Source organism: Amycolatopsis alba DSM 44262 (assembly GCF_000384215.1).
GTDB lineage: Bacteria > Actinomycetota > Actinomycetes > Mycobacteriales > Pseudonocardiaceae > Amycolatopsis > Amycolatopsis alba.
The window spans coordinates 4,113,366-4,132,886 of record NZ_KB913032.1; the positions used below are offsets into that span (position 1 = coordinate 4,113,366).

The 19,521-nt window shown below is 69.7% G+C and carries 24 protein-coding genes; 16 read left to right on the top strand and 8 right to left on the bottom strand.

Going from position 1 to position 19,521, the window contains the following annotated elements:
• Window positions 1–139 precede the first annotated feature (139 nt).
• Together AMYAL_RS0119515 and AMYAL_RS0119520 are read left to right on the top strand one after the other, a co-directional pair.
• Window positions 140–808: an HNH endonuclease family protein gene (locus AMYAL_RS0119515; protein WP_026467249.1), complete on the top strand. Its 669-nt coding sequence runs from the start codon at window positions 140–142 to the stop codon at window positions 806–808.
• 28 nt (window positions 809–836) lie between these two features.
• Window positions 837–1,493 (top strand): alpha/beta fold hydrolase, encoded by a 657-nt coding sequence (locus tag AMYAL_RS0119520; RefSeq protein ID WP_020632988.1) that lies wholly within the window; start codon window positions 837–839, stop codon window positions 1,491–1,493.
• Here the strand turns inward: AMYAL_RS0119520 and AMYAL_RS0119525 are convergent.
• Window positions 1,471–2,106, bottom strand: coding sequence for a nitroreductase family protein (locus AMYAL_RS0119525; RefSeq protein WP_020632989.1), 636 nt, complete (start codon window positions 2,104–2,106; stop codon window positions 1,471–1,473). The genes AMYAL_RS0119520 and AMYAL_RS0119525 overlap by 23 nt on opposite strands.
• 55 nt (window positions 2,107–2,161) lie before the next feature.
• Here AMYAL_RS0119525 and AMYAL_RS0119530 point away from each other — a divergent pair, with 55 nt between their 5' ends.
• Entirely contained in the window at window positions 2,162–2,626 is a 465-nt protein-coding gene (locus AMYAL_RS0119530) for a MarR family transcriptional regulator (protein ID WP_020632990.1), read from the top strand.
• Here the strand turns inward: AMYAL_RS0119530 and AMYAL_RS0119535 are convergent.
• The 3 genes from AMYAL_RS0119535 to AMYAL_RS0119545 form a co-directional block, all read right to left on the bottom strand.
• A complete protein-coding gene (locus AMYAL_RS0119535; RefSeq protein ID WP_020632991.1) occupies window positions 2,613–3,020 on the bottom strand; it encodes an ATP-binding protein in 408 nt (135 codons plus the stop codon). The two genes, AMYAL_RS0119530 and AMYAL_RS0119535, sit on opposite strands and share 14 nt — an antisense overlap.
• 77 nt (window positions 3,021–3,097) lie before the next feature.
• Entirely contained in the window at window positions 3,098–3,871 is a 774-nt protein-coding gene (locus AMYAL_RS0119540) for a SigB/SigF/SigG family RNA polymerase sigma factor (protein WP_020632992.1), read from the bottom strand.
• Window positions 3,868–4,284 (bottom strand): ATP-binding protein, encoded by a 417-nt coding sequence (locus tag AMYAL_RS0119545; RefSeq protein ID WP_020632993.1) that lies wholly within the window; start codon window positions 4,282–4,284, stop codon window positions 3,868–3,870. The genes AMYAL_RS0119540 and AMYAL_RS0119545 overlap by 4 nt, the downstream gene beginning before the upstream one ends.
• A gap of 136 nt (window positions 4,285–4,420) precedes the next feature.
• On the opposite strand from AMYAL_RS0119545, the gene AMYAL_RS0119550 reads away from it, so the two are divergent.
• From AMYAL_RS0119550 to AMYAL_RS0119570, 5 genes are all read left to right on the top strand, one after another.
• On the top strand, window positions 4,421–4,729 hold the full coding sequence (locus AMYAL_RS0119550; protein ID WP_020632994.1) for a WhiB family transcriptional regulator: 309 nt from the start codon (window positions 4,421–4,423) through the stop codon (window positions 4,727–4,729).
• A gap of 214 nt (window positions 4,730–4,943) precedes the next feature.
• Window positions 4,944–5,297 (top strand): STAS domain-containing protein, encoded by a 354-nt coding sequence (locus tag AMYAL_RS0119555; protein WP_005149764.1) that lies wholly within the window; start codon window positions 4,944–4,946, stop codon window positions 5,295–5,297.
• Between the two features lie 57 nt (window positions 5,298–5,354).
• The gene (locus AMYAL_RS0119560; protein WP_020632995.1) at window positions 5,355–6,140 is read left to right on the top strand and encodes a metal-dependent hydrolase; all 786 of its coding nucleotides are present in this window, start codon (window positions 5,355–5,357) and stop codon (window positions 6,138–6,140) included.
• Window positions 6,141–6,202: 62 nt separating this feature from the next.
• A complete protein-coding gene (locus AMYAL_RS46000; protein WP_020632996.1) occupies window positions 6,203–6,778 on the top strand; it encodes a TetR/AcrR family transcriptional regulator in 576 nt (191 codons plus the stop codon).
• 53 nt (window positions 6,779–6,831) lie between these two features.
• Window positions 6,832–7,155 (top strand): superantigen-like protein SSL4, encoded by a 324-nt coding sequence (locus AMYAL_RS0119570; RefSeq protein WP_020632997.1) that lies wholly within the window; start codon window positions 6,832–6,834, stop codon window positions 7,153–7,155.
• Between the two features lie 54 nt (window positions 7,156–7,209).
• Here AMYAL_RS0119570 and AMYAL_RS0119575 read toward each other — a convergent pair whose 3' ends face one another.
• Window positions 7,210–8,832, bottom strand: coding sequence for an ABC transporter permease (locus AMYAL_RS0119575; protein ID WP_020632998.1), 1,623 nt, complete (start codon window positions 8,830–8,832; stop codon window positions 7,210–7,212).
• Window positions 8,829–9,725, bottom strand: a complete 897-nt coding sequence (locus tag AMYAL_RS0119580; protein ID WP_020632999.1) for an ABC transporter ATP-binding protein — start codon at window positions 9,723–9,725, stop codon at window positions 8,829–8,831. Before AMYAL_RS0119580 ends, AMYAL_RS0119575 begins: the two co-directional genes overlap by 4 nt.
• 94 nt (window positions 9,726–9,819) lie before the next feature.
• Between AMYAL_RS0119580 and AMYAL_RS0119585 the strand changes: the two genes are divergently transcribed.
• Complete coding sequence (locus tag AMYAL_RS0119585; RefSeq protein ID WP_026467251.1) at window positions 9,820–10,323, top strand: GbsR/MarR family transcriptional regulator; 504 nt, start codon at window positions 9,820–9,822, stop codon at window positions 10,321–10,323.
• A gap of 62 nt (window positions 10,324–10,385) precedes the next feature.
• Here the strand turns inward: AMYAL_RS0119585 and AMYAL_RS0119590 are convergent, their stop codons facing one another.
• Window positions 10,386–10,976 carry a TetR/AcrR family transcriptional regulator gene (locus AMYAL_RS0119590; protein WP_020633001.1) on the bottom strand — a complete coding sequence of 197 codons (591 nt, stop codon included), beginning with the start codon at window positions 10,974–10,976 and terminating at the stop codon, window positions 10,386–10,388.
• Between the two features lie 96 nt (window positions 10,977–11,072).
• Between AMYAL_RS0119590 and AMYAL_RS0119595 the strand changes: the two genes are divergently transcribed.
• From AMYAL_RS0119595 to AMYAL_RS0119620, 6 genes are all read left to right on the top strand, one after another.
• The gene (locus AMYAL_RS0119595) at window positions 11,073–11,705 is read left to right on the top strand and encodes an NAD(P)-dependent oxidoreductase (protein ID WP_020633002.1); all 633 of its coding nucleotides are present in this window, start codon (window positions 11,073–11,075) and stop codon (window positions 11,703–11,705) included.
• A gap of 84 nt (window positions 11,706–11,789) precedes the next feature.
• On the top strand, window positions 11,790–12,506 hold the full coding sequence (locus AMYAL_RS0119600) for an SGNH/GDSL hydrolase family protein (protein WP_020633003.1): 717 nt from the start codon (window positions 11,790–11,792) through the stop codon (window positions 12,504–12,506).
• A 124-nt stretch (window positions 12,507–12,630) separates the two neighbouring features.
• Window positions 12,631–12,798 (top strand): hypothetical protein, encoded by a 168-nt coding sequence (locus AMYAL_RS49895; RefSeq protein ID WP_020633004.1) that lies wholly within the window; start codon window positions 12,631–12,633, stop codon window positions 12,796–12,798.
• 329 nt (window positions 12,799–13,127) lie between these two features.
• Complete coding sequence (locus AMYAL_RS0119610) at window positions 13,128–13,733, top strand: RNA polymerase sigma factor (protein WP_007030724.1); 606 nt, start codon at window positions 13,128–13,130, stop codon at window positions 13,731–13,733.
• A complete protein-coding gene (locus AMYAL_RS0119615) occupies window positions 13,730–14,209 on the top strand; it encodes a hypothetical protein (protein ID WP_007030725.1) in 480 nt (159 codons plus the stop codon). The genes AMYAL_RS0119610 and AMYAL_RS0119615 overlap by 4 nt, the downstream gene beginning before the upstream one ends.
• 192 nt (window positions 14,210–14,401) lie before the next feature.
• Window positions 14,402–16,855, top strand: coding sequence for a CHAT domain-containing protein (locus AMYAL_RS0119620; RefSeq protein WP_020633005.1), 2,454 nt, complete (start codon window positions 14,402–14,404; stop codon window positions 16,853–16,855).
• A 180-nt stretch (window positions 16,856–17,035) separates the two neighbouring features.
• Here AMYAL_RS0119620 and AMYAL_RS0119625 read toward each other — a convergent pair whose 3' ends face one another.
• Complete coding sequence (locus AMYAL_RS0119625) at window positions 17,036–17,476, bottom strand: SRPBCC family protein (RefSeq protein WP_020633006.1); 441 nt, start codon at window positions 17,474–17,476, stop codon at window positions 17,036–17,038.
• Window positions 17,477–17,525: 49 nt separating this feature from the next.
• Between AMYAL_RS0119625 and AMYAL_RS0119630 the strand changes: the two genes are divergently transcribed.
• Complete coding sequence (locus AMYAL_RS0119630) at window positions 17,526–19,490, top strand: FUSC family protein (RefSeq protein WP_020633007.1); 1,965 nt, start codon at window positions 17,526–17,528, stop codon at window positions 19,488–19,490.
• The last annotated feature ends 31 nt before the right edge of the window (window positions 19,491–19,521 follow it).

The following is a 19,521-nucleotide window of genomic DNA, read 5'->3' on the forward strand; positions in this document are numbered from 1 at the left end:
CAGCGTCCCAGGGGTAGTCGCTGCTCAGGGCCCCGATGTGACAACAACTACCTGCTGTCATCGCCGTGTCGCTCCCGGTTTCCTTACGCGGTACGGCGATACTGGGACTCTCCCCATCCCCGTCGAGAGGAATCGCGCGGTGGCCACGCGTACCCGGCAGATGACCACGGCTCAGCGACTGCTCCTGCTGATCACCCTCGGCGCCGTCGTGCTCGCGGTGTTCTGGTTCGTCAGCGGCAAGGGCGACGCGCTGCAACCCAAGTCCGAGAACACCGCGAGCGCCGCCGACGCGCGCAAGCAGCTGGACGAGCTCACCGTCGCGCCGCGCGGTTCGATGGACGGTTACGACCGCAAGAAGTACCCGCACTGGGACAACCAGGGGAACAACTGCAACACCCGCGAGTTCGTGCTCAAGCGGGACGGCAAGGACGTCAAGACCGGTTCCGACTGCGCCCCGACGTCGGGCAGCTGGACGAGCATCTACGACGGCGAGACCTGGACCAAGGCGACCGACGTCGACATCGACCACATGGTCCCGCTCGCCCAGAGCTGGGTCAGCGGCGCGAAGTCGTGGACCGACGAGAAGCGGCGCCAGTTCGCGAACGACCTGACCCGGCCGCAGCTGTTCGCCGTCACCGACAACGTCAACCAGGAGAAGAGCGACAAGGCGCCGGACCAGTGGAAGCCGCCGCTCGTCTCGTTCTGGTGCACCTACGCCACCGACTGGATCACCGTGAAGCACTACTACGGCCTCACGATCACCACGGCGGAGAAGAGCGCACTCGGCGACATGCTCGGTCGTTGCTGATCTCGCCCGCTTCGGGTTGGCTGGGGCGATGGCGACCTTCGTACTGATCCACGGCGGTGGCGGCAGCGCCTGGGACTTCCACCTCCTGGAGGCGGAACTGACCGGTCGCGGCCATGACGTCGTGGCCGTGAACCTGCCGATCGAAGACGAGAAAGCAGGCTTCCCCGAGCACGTCGACGCGGTCGTGAACGCGATCGGGGACCGCGGGGACCTCGTGGTGCTCGGCCATTCCTACGGCGGCTTCACCGCGCCGATCGTCGCCGGGAAGCTTTCCGCGCGGCTGCTCGTGATGCTGACCGCGATGATCCCGAAGCCGGGCGAGACACCGGGGGACTGGTGGGGCAACACGGGCTTCAAGTCCGACGAGAGCCTCAGCGAGGAAGAGCAGTTCTACAACGGCGTCCCCGCGGACATCGTCGCGGAGGCGGGCTCGCACGCCCGGAACCAGGTCAGCGCCGAATGGGGACAGCCTTGGCCGCTGGAAAAGTGGCCGGACGTCCCGACGAAGGTGCTCATCGCGCGGCAAGACCAGTTCTTCCCGCCTGAGTTCCTGCGCCGGGTCGTCCAGGACAGGCTCGGATTCGCGCCCGACGAGATCGATGGTTCGCATTCCGTGCCGTTGAGCCACCCCAAGGCCCTCGCGGACCGGCTGGAGTCCTATCTCACCAGCGGTCCAGGCGCATGACCTCTTCGAGCGGCTGACGCGCGGCGGGCTTGAAGGTGTCGCCGGTGTAGAAAGCGGTCGGGATGAGCGCGGCCTGGTGCACGTTCTCCGGCAGGCCGAGGATCTCCGCGGCCTCCTTCTCGTACGCGAGGTGCAGCGTCGTCCACGCCGTGCCGAGCGTGACCGCCCGCGCCGCCAGCATGTAGCTCCACACCGCGGGCAGCAGGTTCCCCCACAGCCCGGCCTGGTTGCCGGCGGGCAGCTCGGCGCTCTCCGTCTCCAGGCACGGGATGACGTGCACCGGCACCTCGCCCATCCGGTCGGCCAGGTACTCGACACTGGAGCCGACGCGCTTCTGCACCTTCGAGCGCTGAGGGTCGTCCGCGAACAGCTTCCCCGCCGCCCGAGGGGAATCCAGGTAGTCACGGCACGCCCGCTGGTAGAGCTTGCCGAGTTCGGCCCGCTGGCCGGGATCGGTGATCACGAGCCAGTGCCAACGCTGCGTGTTCGACCCGCTCGGCGCCTGCAGCGCGACCTGCAGGGCGTGTTTCACCAGTTCGAGAGGGACCGGGCGGGTCAGGTCCAGTCGTTTGCGGACGGTTCGGGTGGTCGTCAGCAGCTCTTCGGGCGTCATCCGGAAATTATGTCGTTATGATCCGCCGATGGGGAGGCCGCCGCGCGAACGAGGGATGGGTACCTTGCTCCGGCATGTCCTCGAAATGACCGAAGCGGACGTCTCCGCGTTCTTCGAGGACATCGGACTGGGGGACTACCGCCCGCGGTTCACCCCGTTCGTCCGCGCGATCGTCGCGCACGGGCCGCTGGCCATCCGCGACCTCGCCGCCGAGGTCGGCGTGACGCACTCCGCGGCCAGCCAGACCATCGCGCAGATGGCGAAACAGGATCTCGTCTCGCTCAGGCCGGGACGCGACGCCCGGCAGAGGATCGTTTCGCTGACCGAGAAGACGCTCGGGCTGATGCCGACGCTCGAAGCCGAGTGGGCGGCGACCAGCGCCGCGGCCGAACAGCTGGAAGCCGAACTGCCGTACCCGCTCAGGGAGGTGCTGGTCGCCGCCGTCGAAGCGCTGGAGCGGAAATCACTCCGGGAACGCATCGCCGAAACGGACGCCGCGCTCAGGCTCAGCGAAGGCTGAACACAGCCCAGACGTACTTGCCGCCCTTGCACGGCTCGAATCCCCAGTCGTCCGACAAGGCGTGCACCAGCTGAAGACCACGGCTGCGCGCCGCCATCGGCGAAGGTTCCTTCAGCTTCGGCCTGCCCGAGCCGGAGTCGTAGACCCGCAGGGTGAGCCTGCCGTCGGCGTACTCGACGTCGAGCCTGTCCGGCTTCTCGCCGTGTTCGAAAGCGTTCGTGACCAGCTCGGAAGTCGCGAGCAGGACATCGTCGACCTCCGGGCCGTCGAGGCCGAGACCCGACAGGGTGGCCCGTACCGCTTGCCGCGCGACCGCGGGGGCCGTCACATCGACCGGCAGGGGCAGGGAGACCACCGTCGACGTGCCCTCCGATCGCGTCTTGGACATCGTCATGGTTCCGCACCTCCCCTCACGAGAGACTCCCAGATCCGCTGTTCGCCTCCCAGATACCCACAAGGGTCGAGGTCGAATCAGGGTCCGTCCGTGAGTTCTGTCTCGGTCAGTCCTTCACGCAGTTTCTTGAGCGTGGCGGCCAGCAGCCGTGACACCTGCATCTGCGAAACACCGACACGGCGCGCGATGTCCGACTGGCTCATCCCGGACCCGAACCGCAGCGCGACGATCTTGCGCTCGCGGTCGGGCAGCCGTTCCAGCATCGGCCGCAGCGCCTCGCGGAGTTCGGCCTGGCTCAGGTTGGCGTCCGCCTCGCCGAAGCGGGTGTGCGCCGAGTTCTCCAGGAGGTTGTCCAGCGATGTCCCGTAGCGGCCCTGGCCGGCACGGAGGCCTTCGTAGACCTCGTCGATCGGGATACCGAGATGGGTGGCGATCTCACTGGGCTTCGGCGCGCGGGAGAGCCGGACCGTCAGCTCCTCGCGCACGGCCGAGATGTTCGCGTTCAGCTCCTTGAGCCGCCGCGGCACCCGGACCGACCAGCTGTTGTCGCGGAAATGGTGCCGAAGCTCGCCGGAAATGGTCGGGACCGCGAAGGCCAGGAAGTCACTGCCCTGGCCTGGGTCGAACCGGTCGACGGCGTGGATCAGCCCGATCGTCGCGATCTGGACCAGATCCTCCATCGACTCGTCCCGGTTACGGAACTTGCGGGCCAGGTTGCGCGCGAGTTCCAGATGCGCGCGCACCAGCTCGTCCCGCAGCGGTTCACGTTCGGGAGCGTCTTTGGGCAGCGCGCACATGCGCTCGAACAGGGCCGGGACGTCCGCGCCGTCTTGCTCGACGGGTTCGGTCACGGCCGGGCCGCCTCGCTCTCCCGGATGAGCTCCACCCTGGACAGGTAGCCGCCGTCGGCAGGGATGACGCTCCGCCGCGCGGACGTCGCCAGCGCGGTGAGCAGCTGCCAGGACAGACCGGTCTCGTCGTCGGGTTCCGGGGAGTCCGAAAGCACCGAGACGGTCACCTCGATCCGTCCGTCCTTCCACGAGAAAACGCAGTTCAGCCTGCCGTCGGCGGCGGAGGGGAGCAGCATGGAGCAGGCCTCGTCCACCGCCATCCGGAGATCTTCGACCGCGTCCAGGTCGAAGTCCTGGCGCATCGCTATGTCCGCGACGATCGTCCGGAGAGTCGGTACCACGTGCGGTACCGCGGCCGTGCGTACCTCGATGAGTTGAGCGCCCTCCCCGCTGGGCGGGGTGTTGTCCACCACGTGTGTTCCTCTCTCGAGCTGCGCTGCCGAGTCGTCGATTGCCCGGAGTGTGAGCAAACCAAACCCACGTTTGACTCGCGCAGGCGGCGGGCATGTAACCGGGGACAAACGATCTCCTGGAAAGGCGGGGACCGACGTGGCTGACGTGAGCCGGCTGCCCAACGTGGTGGCGGAAGAGTGGGATTGGCAGCTCCGTGGGTCGTGCCGAGGCGCCGACAGCAGCTTGTTCTTCCACACGGACAACGAGCGCGGTTCGGCCCGCGAGCGGCGCGAAACGCGTGCCAAGGCGATCTGCCACACCTGCCCCGTGCTGGCGCAGTGCCGCAAGCACGCGCTGGCGGTCCAGGAGCCTTACGGCATCTGGGGTGGCCTCGGCGAGATCGAGCGCCGCGAGCTGTTCCTCCGGGAACGCCGCGCCGGGCGCAAGGCCTTGACCGCGCATTGAGCGCGCCCCGGACACCGGTCGGCGACGCGCGCGACGGCGATCGTGGCGCCCCGTCCGTACTGGGTTAGGGTTGAGACTGTCGTTGCGGGGACAGCCAAGCCAACCCGCCGAAGAAGAGCGTGCGTCCGTGTCCGGACTGGGCGCGGCCGTCGCTTGAGACCACAGGCGCGTTCCGGCGCTTAGCGTCGGTTCTCACCTGATGAGGAGAATGTGCATGCCCGCAGCGGACCAGAACACCACGCCGCCCGGTTTCAGCATCACGCTGGACGCCGACGCGTCTGTACCGCGCGTGGTGGTCACCGGTGAGCTCGACCTGCTGACGAGCCCGCAGCTCCAGGAGACCCTCGGGGCCCTGATCACGGACAAGCCGTCGGGCCGGGTCGTCGCCGACCTGACCGGAGTGACCTTCTTCGACTCCTCGGCGCTGAACGTGGTGCTCCAGGCTCAGCGCCAGGCCGCCGAGAAGGCGGTCGAGCTCGAACTGGTGCCCAGCCCGCAGGTGAGCCGCGTGATCGAGCTCACCGGCGTCGCCGAGCACCTCAGCGTGTCGGAAGAGCCCCCCGCCTGATCCCCCGCTACGGTCGTGGGCTCGTGATCCGCGACACCTGGGGGCAGCAGCACGATGATGGGGCGGACGCATGCCCTGACCGGCTGGTGCGCGGGCCTCGCGCTCGCGCCCGCCGTCGGAGCGGGAACAGTGCATCAAGCGGTCGTGTTCGCCGCGACCACGGCAGGCTTCGCCCTCCTTCCCGACCTCGACCACCCCGGCGCCCGCGCGTCGAGGCTGCTCGGCTGGTTCACCGGCGCGATCTCCTGGCTGCTTCGCCGGGTTTCGGCGGCCCTCTACGCGCTGACCAAGGGACCTCGGGACGAGAAGGTCACCGGTAAGCACCGTCATCTTTCGCACACCGTGCTGTTCGCCGTCGGCCTCGGTTTCCTGACCTCCTGGGGCACCACCGAGGGCGGACCTTGGGCCGTCTTCGGCGTCGTCGTCCTCGGCCTGCTGCTCGCGGAAGGCGCGCTCGGCGACTGGCTCCTGCCGGTCAGCGGCGCCGCGATCGGATGGTGGGTGTGGACCGCCCCGCCGGACAAGGCGGCGCAGCTCGCGGAGATCTCCGGCTGGCTCGGCATCGCCGTCGCGGCCGGGTGTTTCGTGCACTGCCTCGGGGACGCGCTGACCGAGTCCGGCTGCCCGTTCCTGTTCCCGATCCCGATCGCGGGCGAGACCTGGTACGAGATCCGGCCGCCGAAGCCGCTGCGGTTCCGCACCGGCAAGAAGGTGGAGAACCGGCTGATCTTCCCGGTGTTCGCGGTCGCCGCGGTACTGCTGATCCCCGGTGTCCGGGAGTACCTGTTCACCACGGCCCAGAGCCTGTTCACGCCGGACGGGGCACAGACCGCGGTCCAGTGAGGAATGTCCTCACCGGCGGTGGCGTTGAATCGGAACGCCGGACCCGGTTGAGGAGGGGAACAGTGGACAAGCCCGTGCTGCGCGCCGACGCGCGACGCAACCGAGCGAAGGTGCTCGCGGCGGCCGAGGAGGCCTTCGCCGTCGACGGCGTCGCCGTCCCCCTCGACGAGATCGCCCGCATCGCCGGTGTCGGCGCGGGCACGGTCTACCGGCATTTCCCCAGCAAGGACGCACTGTTCCAGGCCGTCGTCCTGGACCGCGTCGAGCAGTTCGCCCAGGAAGCGCGCGACCTGCTGACCGCCGAAGACGCCGGCGAGGCGTTCTTCGACTTCTTCAAACGCGTCGTCCAGCAGGCGTCCCGGAACCGGGCCCTGTGCGACGCCCTCGCCGAGACGACCGGGCTGGGCTTCAAGGCGAGCGCGGCCGACGATTTCCGGTCGGCGTCGCAGGCGCTGCTGACCAGGGCGCAGGCCGCGGGCGCGGTGCGCGAGGACATCGACGGCGACGATCTGCGCGCCCTGATCGCCGGTTGCCTCGCCGCCGAACGGTATTCGCTCGAGGAACGCCATCTCGTGCGAATCGTGATCGACGGACTGCGAACGTTCCACTCAACTTGCACGCTGCGTAACAAAAAGTAAGATCAACGCGAGAAGTCCTCGTACCTGCGCTTCGCATGGCGAGGGGGTGCCGGATGTTCCGTCAGGGTCCCACCACCGGTTCCGTCACGGTCGCGGCTCTCGCGGGCCTCGCCACCGGACTGCTCGTCGCCGCCCTTCTGGTGGCCGGTCGCGAGCCGCAGCCCCGTGTCCACGAAGTCGGCACGACCCCCGCCCCGGCCACGACCTCCCGTTCGGTCGGGCCGATCACGGTGACCGTGCCGGGGATCGTCCCGGAACCCCTGGTCGTCACGCGCACCAGCACGCCGGCGCCACGCACGGTGACCCGGACCGTGACGCCCTCGGCCACCTCGACGGAACTTCCGCAGACCTCGACCACGGGATACCGGAACGACTGAGCACCGTGAAGGCCGCCCACCCCGAAGAGGCGGCCTTCACGGTTTCCCCTGTGGCTAGCCGACGTCGCGACGCCGCCAGCCCATGAGCCCGGCCACGAGCGCGACCACGGCGACCCCGCTCAACCAGAGCAGCGGTGTCGCGGTGAACTCCGCGGCGGGCAGTTTCGGAACGTGCGAGAACGGTGAGGCGTCCAGCAGCACCTGCGGCAGGTTCAGCACCGCGCCGAACAGGCTGAGCAGCAACGCCACCCCGGCGATCGCCCACGCCGCCGTCGAGAACTTCGGCGCCAGGCCGAAAAGCGTCACGGCGAGGCCCGTGATCACCCAGACCGCCGGAAGCTGCGCCAGCGAAGCGACCACCATGTCCCCGACCGAGTCGCCGACGGTGCCCGCCCGCATCCCGTTCGACAGTCCCAAGAGGACACCGCTGACGACCATCATCAGCGCCGTGCCGCCGAACGCGAACACGAGATGGCTCCCCAGCAGCCGCAGCCTGCCGACACCCGTCGCGAGCAGCGGCTCGACGCGGATCGCGGTCTCCTCGGCCCGGATCCGCAACGCGGCCTGCACCCCGTAGAGCGCGATGACCATGGCGAACAGGCCGGTCATCGCCGCCATGAAGGCGTCGATCAGCCCGTCCGTGCCGCCGAGGCGCTGGAAGATCTCCTTCGCCTGCGCGCTCTGCCCGACGACGTCGCCGATCCCGCTCGCGACCGAGCCGAACACCGCGGCGCACACCGCCGTGCCGATCAGCCAGCCGATCAACGGGCCCCGGTGCAGCCGCCACGCCAGCGCGAACGGGCTGCGCAGCGACGTCGCCGCTTCGGCGGGCCCTGGGCGCGGCGGGATGATGCCGGTCCCGACGTCGCGCCGCGGGAGCAGCGCGTAGCCGGCGGCGCCGACGACCAAGGTCGCGGCCAGCGGCAGCAGGAACACCCACCAGCGCTCCTCGGCGAACGGCCGGACCTGCTGCGCCCAGCCGATCGGGGACAGCCACGAGACCCAGGTCGCGTCCGACGTCGAGTCGCCGACCGCGCGCAGCAGGAACGCGACGCCGACGGCGGTGGCGCCGATCCCGTTGGCCGTCCTCGAATACTCGGCCACCTGGACGGCGACGGCCGCGACCGCCGTGAAGACCAGCCCGGTCACCGCGGTGGCGGCGCCGAGCGCCCAGGCGCCGCCGGCGGGCAGCTTCGCGCCGACCATCAGCCCGACCTCGACGAGTCCGATGAGGACACTCGCCCCGGCGGACACCAGCACGCCCGAGGTCAGCAGGGCGTACCGGCCGACCACCGCGGAGGCCAGCAGTTCCGCGCGGCCGGTGTCCTCCTCGGCGCGGGTGTGCCGGGTGACGGTGAAGACCGCCATCAGCCCGATGATCAGGGCCAGGAAGCCGCCGAGCCGCCACGCGGTGAACCCGCCCGCGGTCGAGAGGTCGAAGGCCGGGCCGTAGATCAGCGAAAGTGACGGGTTCGCACCCATGCTCGCGGTGAGCCCGGCGCGTTCGGCGGCCGTCGGGTACAGCGTTTCGAACGTCCCCGAGGACGTCGACGGCATGATCCCGAGCAGCACGATCCAGATCGGCAGGACGATCCGGTCGCGCCGCAGCGCCAGCCTGGTCAGGTGCCAGGTGCCGACCAGGCCGTGCGACGGTCCTGAAGCGAGCGTCGCGGTCATTTCGCGCTCGCTTCGGTGGTGTAGTGACGGAGGAACAGTTCCTCCAGCGTCGGCGGCTGGCTGGTCAGGCTGCGGACGCCGACCTCGGTGAGCTGACGCAGCGCCTCGTCGAGGGAACGGGTTTCGACGTCGAACCGGACCCGGTTGCCCTCGACCTTGAGGTCGTGGATGTTCGCCAGCCTGGTGAGCCCGTTCGGCGGTCCGGCGAGTTCGGCCGAGATCGACGTCCTGGTGAGGTGCCGGAGTTCGGCGAGCGTGCCGGTCTCGACGGTGTGCCCGTTGCGGATGATGCTGACCTTGTCGCAGAGCGCCTCGACCTCGGCGAGGATGTGGCTCGACAGCAGCACTGTGCGGCCCTGCTCGCGCTCCTCCTGGATCGCGTACTGGAAGGTGGCCTCCATCAGCGGGTCCAGCCCGGAGGTCGGCTCGTCGAGGATCAGCAGGTCCACGTGCGAGGCCAGCGCGGCCACGATCGCGACCTTCTGCCGGTTGCCCTTCGAGTACGTGCGCCCCTTCTTCTTGGGGTCGAGGTCGAAGCGTTCGATGAGGTCCTTGCGGCGGCGCTGGTCGAGGCCGCCCCTCAGCCGTCCCAGCAGGTCGATCACCTCGCCGCCGGAGAGGTTGGGCCAGAGGTTCACGTCGCCGGGGACGTAGGCGAGGCGCCGGTGCAGGCTCGCCGCGTCCTTCCAGGGGTCGCCGCCGAGCAGGCGGACGTCGCCCGAGTCTGCGTGGAGCAGGCCGAGCAGGACCCGGACGGTGGTCGACTTCCCCGCGCCGTTCGGACCGAGGAAGCCGTGCACCTCCCCAGCGGGTACCTGCAGGTCAAGGCCGTCCAAAGCCTTGGTCCGGCCGAAGGATTTGTGGAGGCCGGAGATGGAGATGGCGTTTTCCATGAATCTGAAGGTACAGTGATTTCACGAAGTTGTGAAGTTAAGAAAACGTATGGACGATGTGATCACTCTGGGGGAGGTAAGAGAGGATGTGCTCATGACGACGACGCCTGAGAGTGCTTCGAGCACCGAGAGAGACGAGGACGCCGTCCGCCGTTACGTGGAGCACCTGGGCCTCACGCTTTCCCAGATCGGGATGCAGCGGATGCCCGCCAGGGTGTTCGCCGCGCTGATGACCACCGACGCCGGTCGTCTCACCGCGGCCGAACTGGCCGACCAGCTCTCGGTGAGCCCCGCCGCGATCTCGGGGGCGGTGCGCTGGCTGGAACAGATCGGACTGGTCGCCAAGGAACGCGAGCCGGGCTCACGCCGCGATCACTACCGCCTCTTCGACGACCTCTGGTACGCCACCTTCATGAAGCGTGACCGCATGATCGCCCTGTGGCGCGACGCTGCCGACGACGGTGTTTCGGCCCTCGGCTCGGACACCCCGGCGGGTGAGCGGATCGCCGAGATGCGGGACTTCCTGAGTTTCATGATCAAGGAGCTCAACGACATGTACGCGAAGTGGCACGAGATGAAGGCCGCCAAGGGCAAGTAGTGGGGTGTGGGCGGCGCGGTGGTCGGCTTCGCAACGTTCTCCGACGAGGCCACTTTGCCTGCCTACGCGACCAACGAGACCGCCAGCGTCGTCGCGAGCCGCTCCGCCCACTCGTCCAGCTCCGCTTCCGACGGTTCCCGGTCCTCGAACGAAGCCAGGAACGCGTACTGGAAACACGCCCCGAGCAGCAGGGACGCCGACGCCTCCAGATCCGCGTCCTCGCGAATCCGGCCCAGCCGGAGCTCTTCGCTGAGGTATCCGGTGACGCGCGCGAGCGGGACGTCCGGCCCGCGCCGCCTGCTCGTGACCTGTTCCCGGTGGGTCGCGAGCAGCTCCCGTGACGAGAACAGCGACACCGCGATCGGGAAGCTCTCCAGGTAGAACGACAGGGCGATCCGCGCCAGCCGGGCGAGGTTCGCCGCGAGCGGGGTGTCCGATGACGTCGCCATCAGCTCGTCCAAGGTCGTCCCGAGTGCGGGCAGCTGCTCGGTCAGCACGCTCGTGAAGAGCTCGGTCTTGTCCTTGAAGTGCTTGTACAGCAACGCTTCGGAGTAGCCGGCCGCCTGGGCGATGGCCTTCGTCGTGGCGTGCGCGTAGCCCTGCTCGCGCATTATCTTCGCCGCCGCGGCGACGATCTCCTCGCGGCTTCCCATGTTCGCTCCTGAGGGGTTCTCAGCGTTCGCTCGACAAGTGGTTAGTGAACACTCACCATAGGGGGTGAGTGTTCACTAACCCAGAAAGGCGCGACTATGAAGCTCACCGTTTTCGGTGCCACGGGCGGGGTCGGTTCCGAGGTCGTCAAGCAGGCGCTGGCCGCGGGCCACCACGTCACGGCGGTCGTCCGCGACCCGTCCCGGCTGACCGCCACGGGTGAACTGCTGGAGGTCGTCGTCGCCGGGCTGTCCGAGCACGGCGCGCTGACCGAGGCGGTTTCCGGGCGTGACGCGGTGATCTCGGCCCTCGGCGCCCGCGACCGCAACCCGACGACCGTCGTCACCGACGGGGCGAACGCCGCCCTCGCCGCGCTCGGATCCGCGGGCACCCGGCGGCTGCTCCTGGTGAGCGCCAGCGGTCCGTTCGTCGACGGGGACGCCTTCTTCACCAGGAACGTCGTGAAGCCGATCCTGGGCAAGCTCCTCCGGCACTCCTTCGCGGACATGATCGCTGCCGAGCGGATCGTGCGCGCGAGCGACCTCGACTGGACGATCGTGCGCCCGCCGCGGCTGCTGAACGGGCCGCACACCGGCGCGATCACCGCCCGCACCGACGGCAACGTCCGCGGGAGCTACAGCATCAACCGCGCCGACGTCGCCGATTACCTGCTCCGCGCGGCCGCGGACGACTCGCTCATCCGCCAAACCGTCTCGATCGCCCAAGGCTGACTTCCGCGTTTCGTCCTCTCGACGCGGTTGTTGCGTGCGCAACGATCGCGTTCAGAGGACGAAACGCGGAAGTAGAGTCGCGGAGTGATCAGCCGTGCGGTGGTGCTCGCCCCGATCCTGCTCGCGCAAGCCGTCCGGGTGCGCCGTACGACGCCGAGGTTGCCCGGCGCGGCGGGGCCGGTCCGCGGTCTCGTCGACGGCGACGGCCGCCCGGTGCGGCTCGCGGTGCTCGGCGAGTCCACTGTGGACGGCGTCGGCGCGGCGACGCACGCCGAGGCGCTGACCGGACGGCTCGCGGCCGAACTCGCGCGGGACGGCCACGCGGTCGCCTGGCAGGCCATCGGCAGGACCGGGGCCAACGCCCGTGTGGTGCGCCAGGACCTGCTCCCGCTGCTCGAACCCGCCGACCTCGTGGTGATCGCGCTGGGCGTCAACGACACGATCGAACTGCATTCGGCCACGCGCTACCGGCGTGACCTGCTCGACCTGATCGTCTCCCTGCGGCGCCGCGCCGGGCGGCTCCCGGTGGTACTGGCAGGCGTGCCGCCGATGGGCCGGTTCCCTTCGTTGCCGCGTCCGCTGCGGGACGTCCTCGGCGCGCGGTCGGCCGCCCTCGACGCCGCGGCCGCCCGGCTGGCGTCACTGCCCGGCGTCGTCCACGTCCCGATGCCCGCCGCGATGCTGGATCCCGCGACCTTCGCCGAGGACCGTTTCCACCCCGGTCCCGAGGGCTACCGGCGCTGGGCCGAACAACTCGCGGACGTGAGCCGTCAATTACTCAGCGACACAATTCGTCGGTAAAGGCACTGATCAGGTCACCCGCCTGCCACAGATTAAGAAATTTCTGCGAAAAACCTGGCTCTGTGTGTATCTGGTGGCAGCCTCGTTGCGTCCTATGGAGCAGTCGAGGAAATGAGGGAGCCCGATGACGACCGAGACCAACACCGCACCCGTCGAGGACGAGGACAAGGCCACCGAGGACCTCGAAGAGACCCCGAAGCCGGGCCCGATCACGGCGCCGGTCCCGCCCCGTCCCGGAGCCACCCCGAACGGAAACTGGGACCCGCACGGCACCAAGCCGCCGGTGAACTGAATTACCACGGACAGGTGATGTCCGGAGGCCGAGGGGGCCTCCGGACATCACCTCCGGGTGCTCCCTCGGGGGAGGGGGACACCTGGACGCGGGCCCGTTGGGGAGCGGGCTCGGGGGGAGGGAAAAAAGGACCGGCCGGTGCGCAGTCCACACCACTCGCGCCGGCCGGTGCCTTTGTCCTCGCCATCGACCGAGGGGACGCCCTGATGCCCGACAAAAAAGTTAGTGACTTGATGTATCCCAGAGCCTCTTGCACGCTCCTTTCCCCCGAAAGGCCCGCGATACTGCCAGCGCCGACACGAAGACACGTCCGAAGTGGGGCAGATACGGTGACCGACGTGCAAACGACCGAGGTAGACCCGCCGTGGGAAGGACTGACCGGTGCCGACCTGCATGCCGCTTGTATGCGCGCGGCGCGGGCCGGTGACCGCCAGGCGATGGACAGACTTGTGCACGAGCTGACCCCGCTCGTGTGGCATGTCGCGCGGGCGAACGGGCTCGATCGCCTGACCGCCGAGGACGTCGTCCAGACGGTATGGCTCGCCCTGTTCAGCCAGCTCGAGAAACTTCGTGACCCCAAGGCGCTCGCCGCCTGGTTGATCACGACCACCAGACGTGAAGCCCAACATCCTTTCGGCCGCCGCGCTCAGCCCGTCCCGCTGACCGACGAGCTGGCCGAAAGCATGGAGAGCACCCACCCGGCCCCCGAAGAGGAAGCCGTCCGCGCCGACCGGGATCGCCGGGTCTGGCGCGCCTTCCTCCGCCTGCCGCACCGCTGTCAGCAGCTCCTTCGGCTGACCGTGCTCGCCGGGCGAGCCGAGTACCAACTGGTCGCCGAAGCACTCCGCATGCCGCGCGGAAGTGTCGGCCCGACCAGGGGCCGTTGCCTCGAATCGATGCGCGACCTACTGGCCCACGAAGGGGGAAGCCGATGAACGACCTCGGGACGCCGGGGGAGATGACCTCCCCGGGCGATGAGGCCTTGTTAGCCGATATCGGGCGCTTCATGGACGAATTGGACCCGCCGCCGGGAGATCTGGTGCAGCGGGTTCAGTTCGCGCTCGCGCTCGAAAACCTCGACGTCGAGGTCGCCCGCTGGGAACGGATGGACGCCACGGCCGGTGTCCGAGGCAGCGACACCGGCACGATCACCTTCACCGTCAGCGATCTGACGGTGATGATCAACCTCACCAAGATCGGCAAGAAGCACCGGATCGACGGCTGGCTCGTGCCCGCCGGCGAGTACGGAGTGGAGGTTCGCGTCGCCGAGCACGGCACGAGTTCCACCACCGCCGACGAGGGAGGGCGGTTCGTGCTGGACAACGTTCCCCAGGGGACCACCCAGATCGTGATCCATCTCGGTGACGTGACCTGCCGCCGGACAGTGGTCACCCCGACAGTGGTGCTCTGACCGGACGGCTGTTCCGTTATGCGGCGGGGGTGTGCTCCCATAGTGCGTGTGCCCGCGCCGTCTCCTCCTGTCGTCGATCCCGTAGCCGAAGAGGCGGCTGACCTCCATCGTCAAGCGAGGGCCGCCGCTTCGGATCACGGCCTCAGCCGGCCGATACGGCTGCTTCGGCGCGCGCTCGCGCTACTGGGGCCGGTGGACGCGGAACTGGTCGCCCGGTTGGAGATCCGGGTCCGGATCCTGATCAGCCTGGCGGCCGCCGAGGCGGAATTCGTGTCCCAAGAGGACGGTCTCGCCCGGTTGGACGAGGCGGAACGCATCCGGCTGCTGCTGCCGGGCGGCGACGTCCGCCACGAGCTGCGCTTCGTCGTCGGGCTCCAGCGCGCCGTCGTGCTGATGCGCGCCGGTCGGCTGGAGGAGTCGCTCGCGCTCAACAACGCCTTCCTCCCCGGTCTCGCCGCCGAGGCAGGCAAATACAGCGCGGTGCTGACCAGGTCGCTCGTGAACCGCGCTTGGCTGCACCTGGAGATGAGCAATCCGGACGCGGCCTACCGGGACCTGGTCGAGGCGTCGGATCTCGCGGTCGAGCACGGGCATCGGTTGCTGGAGGGCAAGATCCGGCACAACCTCGGTGATCACGCCCAGTTGCTCGGCGACATCCCGGAAGCGCTGCGTCACTACGAACAGGCCGCCACGATCTTCGTGACCGACGGCCCCGGTTCGCTGCCACTCGTCCGGCTCGACCAGGCCAAGGCACTGCTCACCGCGGGTCTCGCCGAAGAAGCGGCGCGGCATCTCGACGACGCGATCCCGGAACTCCAGGGCAACGGCGCGGTGCATCTCGTCGCCGAGGCGGAGGTCGCCAGGGCCGGTGCCGCGATCCTGGAGCGTGACTACGCGCTGGCGAAGAAGCTCGCGGCGTCGGCTCGACGGAGTTTCCTGCGGCGAGGCAAGGGCCGCTGGGCGGAGATCGCCGCGTTGACCCGGCTCCGCGCGGACGCGGTGAAGGTGCTGGCGGACCGGGACAAGAAGCCGTCCGCGAAACTGCCCGAGCAACTGGCCGATCTCGCCGTCCGGCTGGCCGAACTCGGTCTGCGTGACGAAGCGGGCGCGGCCAGGATGTTCGCGGTGCGGCTGCTGATCCGCCGCGACGAGACGGCCGCCGCGCAGGAACTCCTGGCCCAGGTGCCGAAACCACGGCAGACCACGCCGATCGACCACCGGATGCTGCTGCGGTTGTGCCGGGCGGAACTCGCGGTGGCTTCGCACCGGCCGCGTTCGGCACTCGCGCAGGCGCGGGCCGGACTGGTGGAACTCGGCCAGATCCGCGACCGCATGGGCGGGCTCGACCTCGTCTGCGGGACGGCGGCGCACGGTGAGGAACTGGGCAAACTCGCGCTGACGCTGGTACTCAAGAAGGCGAGGCGCAGCGGCGCCGGGGCGAAGAGCCTGTTCGCGTGGCTGGAACGCACGCGCGCGCAGGTGTACCGCTACGAACCGCTCCCGATCATCGAAGACCCCGCGCTCGCCCGGCACATCAACGAAATGCGGCACGTGCAGGGGACGATCCAGGCGCGGCGGCTGTCCGGCGAACCGGTCGGGAAACTCGAGGAACGCTACGACCGGTTGCAGCGGGAGGCGACCCGGCTCGGTTGGTACACCAGCCAATGGGGGCGTCCGCGGCCCGTCTCGGCACCCGAAGAGGTGGTCGAGCGGCTCGGGGATCGCGTGCTCGTCAGCCTGATGGGGTATCGCGACACCCTGTACGCGGTGGTCGTCGACCGGGGCCGGTTCCGGCTCCTGAAGCTGGGGCCGCTCGCGGAGATCGTCGAGACCGCGCGGCAGCTGCACGCGGACCTCGACGCGCTGGCCCCGGACAACCTGCCCGCCCCGCTGGTCGAGGTCGTCACCGGTTCCGCACGCCGCCGGGCGGACAAACTGGACAAGCTGATCTCCGCGTCGCTGGCGAAGACGCTGGAGAACCGCGAGCTGATCATCGTGCCGATCGGTTCGCTGTACGCGTTGCCGTGGGGCGCTTTGCCCTCGCTGCACGGGCATCCGGTGTCGATCGCGCCGTCGGCGACCGCCTGGGTGACCGCGTCCGGGCGGCGGAGCGACGGGCCGGTCCTGCTCGCCGGCGGCCCCGGTGTGCCGGGTTCGGTCGGTGAGGTGCGGAACCTGCGGACGGTGTACCCGCAGGCGCGGCTCGTCGACGGGAAGGACGCGACCAGCGACACCGTACTGTCCGCTTTGGACGGTTCCGGGATGGCGCACCTGGTCGCGCACGGCGCGCACGAACCGGCGAACGCGTTGTTCTCGCGGCTGGAACTCGTCGGCGGCCCGCTGTACGCGCACGAAACCGCCCGGCTCGCGAAGCCGCCGGAACGGGTGGTGCTGGCCGCGTGCGAACTCGCGATGAGTCACATCCGGCCGGGTGAGGAGGCGCTCGGGTTCGCCGGGACGCTGCTCGCCAGCGGTTCGCGGACGGTGATCGGCGCGATCGCGCGGGTCGGGGACAAGGCCGCCGCCGACGCGATGTCCGACCTGCACCGGCGGCTGGCTTCGGGGACCGCGCCCGCTCTGGCGCTCGCCGAGGCGACCGCCGCCGATCCGCTGCGACGCCCCTTCCTGTGCCTGGGCGCGGGCTGAAGGCCTTCCCCGCGTCTCGTACGGTTCCCTTGACCACTCCCTGCACGGCCATGAGCTACCCACAGGAGTTGTCCACAACCATCGCCACCTGTGGACAACTCCTGTGGGCAGCCCTTCCCGTCGCCCACCACCGATAGACTGGACTCGGGGTCGCCCCCCTGGGACGGGTGGGGGGTGGGGTCAGGGGCGTTCGGCGTGTTTCACCAGGCGAGTGGCCAGGAGTGAGACCACGGTACGCAGGGCCGCGCGGGTGGCGGCGCCGGTGCCGGGCACCGATTCGGTGAACTGGCCGGTCCAGCGCAGATCCGTGCCACCGGAGGCGTTCGGCGTGAACGAGACTTCGGCGCGGTAGTCCTTCAGCGGTGCGAGGCCCGCGAAGCCGTAGACGTGCTTTCGGTCCTGTTCGTACTCCAGTGTCTCTTCGTGAATGTACACCGGCCACAGGCCGACAGCCCGGACAGCGCCCACTTCGTCCTCGCCCGGCTTCCGCGCCCAGCGCGAGTGGAACACGATCGGCTTCGCCCATTCCGACCATCGGGAACCGTCGGCTTCCAACGCGAAAAGGGCGGCGGGCGAGGCGCTGCTCGTCCGGTTGATCTCGAAGGAGTACGTCTTGCCCATGTGGCGACGATAACCGCTCCAGTCGCGACGGATAAGTCAAGATAGAGGCGTGAGCACCACGCGCCGCGAGATCGCCGCACCGCATTGGCTGGTGCAGCTGCTGCGCAGCACACCGGTTCCCATCCCGTGGAACATGGTCGCCCGCGCCGTCCTCGCGCTCGCCGTGCCGCTGGCCGTCGGCTACGCGCTCGGCGACATCGGCGTCGGCGCGCTCATCTCCACCGGCGCGCTCCCCACCGTCCTGTCCGAATCCGCCGGCCCGTACCGCTACCGCGCCCGTCGGCTCGGCGGCGCCACCGCGGCCGCCGCCGTCGGCTACTTCGCCGGACTGATCACCGGCGGCGTCCCCGCCGCCTCCATCCCGGTCGTCGTCGCGGTCGCGGCGATCTCCGCGCTGATCAGCGCGGCGGGCAGCAACGCCTCCGTCGCCGGGCTGCAGATGTTCGTCTTCTGTGTCCTCGGCACCGGCCAGCACGTCACCGGCCTGCGCGTCGAAATCCTCCTCGGCTACTTCTGCGTCGGCGCCGCCTGGAGCCTGCTCATCGCGCTCGCCACCTGGACCTTCCGCGCCACCAGCCCCGAACGCGGCGCCGTCGCCCACGTCTACGTCGAACTCGCCGCGATGCTGTCCGCGACCGACGAAGCCACCTCCCGCGTCGCGCGACACCAGCTCACGACCGCGATGAACACCGCGTACGACCGGCTGCTCACCGCGCGGTCCTGGCTGTCCGGCCGCGACGCCACCTACCGACAGCTGCTCAACCTGCTGTCGGCCAGCACCCCCGCCGTCGAAGCGTCGGTCGCGATGGTCAACGCCGGCCGCCGCACCCCGCGCGACGTGATCGACCACTTCATCGCGACCTCCGCCGCCGTACTCGCGAACCAGGAACCCCCGAAACCCCCCGAAGCGCCCGACGACGCCGACCCTGTCCTCGCCGCGCTCTACGCCGGACTCGCCCGCATAGGCAAGGGCGACAACCGGAAACGGCGCGAGGTCCAGCCGTGGCACAAACGCCTCCGCGGCTGGGCGGGCGCGCTCATCTCCGGCCCGCTCACCTGGTTCGCCGCGCTCCGCCTCACGCTGTGCGTCGCGATCGCCGAGATCGTCGCGCTGCTCGTCCCGTTCGAACGCTCCTACTGGATCACCCTCACCGTCGGCATCGTCCTCAAACCGGACTTCGGCTCGGTCTTCGGCCGCGCCGTCCTGCGCGGCATCGGCACGGTGATCGGCGTGGGCATCGGCGCGGCCGTGCTCGCCGCGGGCGGCGAAGGCTGGCTGCTGGTCCTGCTGATCGCCGTGTTCGCGGGCGGCGTCGCGGTCGGCAAGGTCCGCAATTACGGCATCCTCAGCGCCTTCGTGACGCCGCTGATCATCCTGCAGATGGACCTCGCCAGCACCGGAAGCTGGAACGTCGTGCTCGCGAGGCTCGTCGACACCGTGCTCGGCTGCGCGATCGTCCTGCTCTTCGGCTACCTGCTCTGGCCGGGCAGCCGACGGCCGCAGGTCGGCGGACGGCTCGCCGACGGCCTCGACAGCCTGGTGGACTACGTCGACAAGGGCCTCGTGCTCGCGCCGTCCGGCGAAGCCCGCTTGGAACGCTCACGCGCCCGCCGCCGCGCCTACCGCGCACTCGCCGACCTGAGGACCGCGTTCCAGCAGGTCGTCGTCGAACCCTCCGCCGCCGGACGGCAGGCCGTCGCCTGGTGGCCCGTGATCGCCGGACTCGAACGCGTCGCCGACGCCGTCACCGAGGTCGGCGTCACCCTCGGCCGCGGCGCCCCCGTCCCCGGCGATGCCGACATCGCCCTGCTGACGGCCGCGCTCGCCGAACTCGCGGCCGCCATCCGCGAGGAACGGGACCCGGCGGAGATGCCGATGCCCGACAACGAACAACTGTCCGGTGTCGTCGACCAGATCGGCGCCGCCTTCGACGCCGTGCGCGGCCCCGACCTCGTCGAACACGCGCCGCTGCGGCTGGTCCGGCGGTTCCTGCCGTACCACCGCCGCGCCTGATGTGACGGCAGGCGCCGCGCTCGGTCGAACG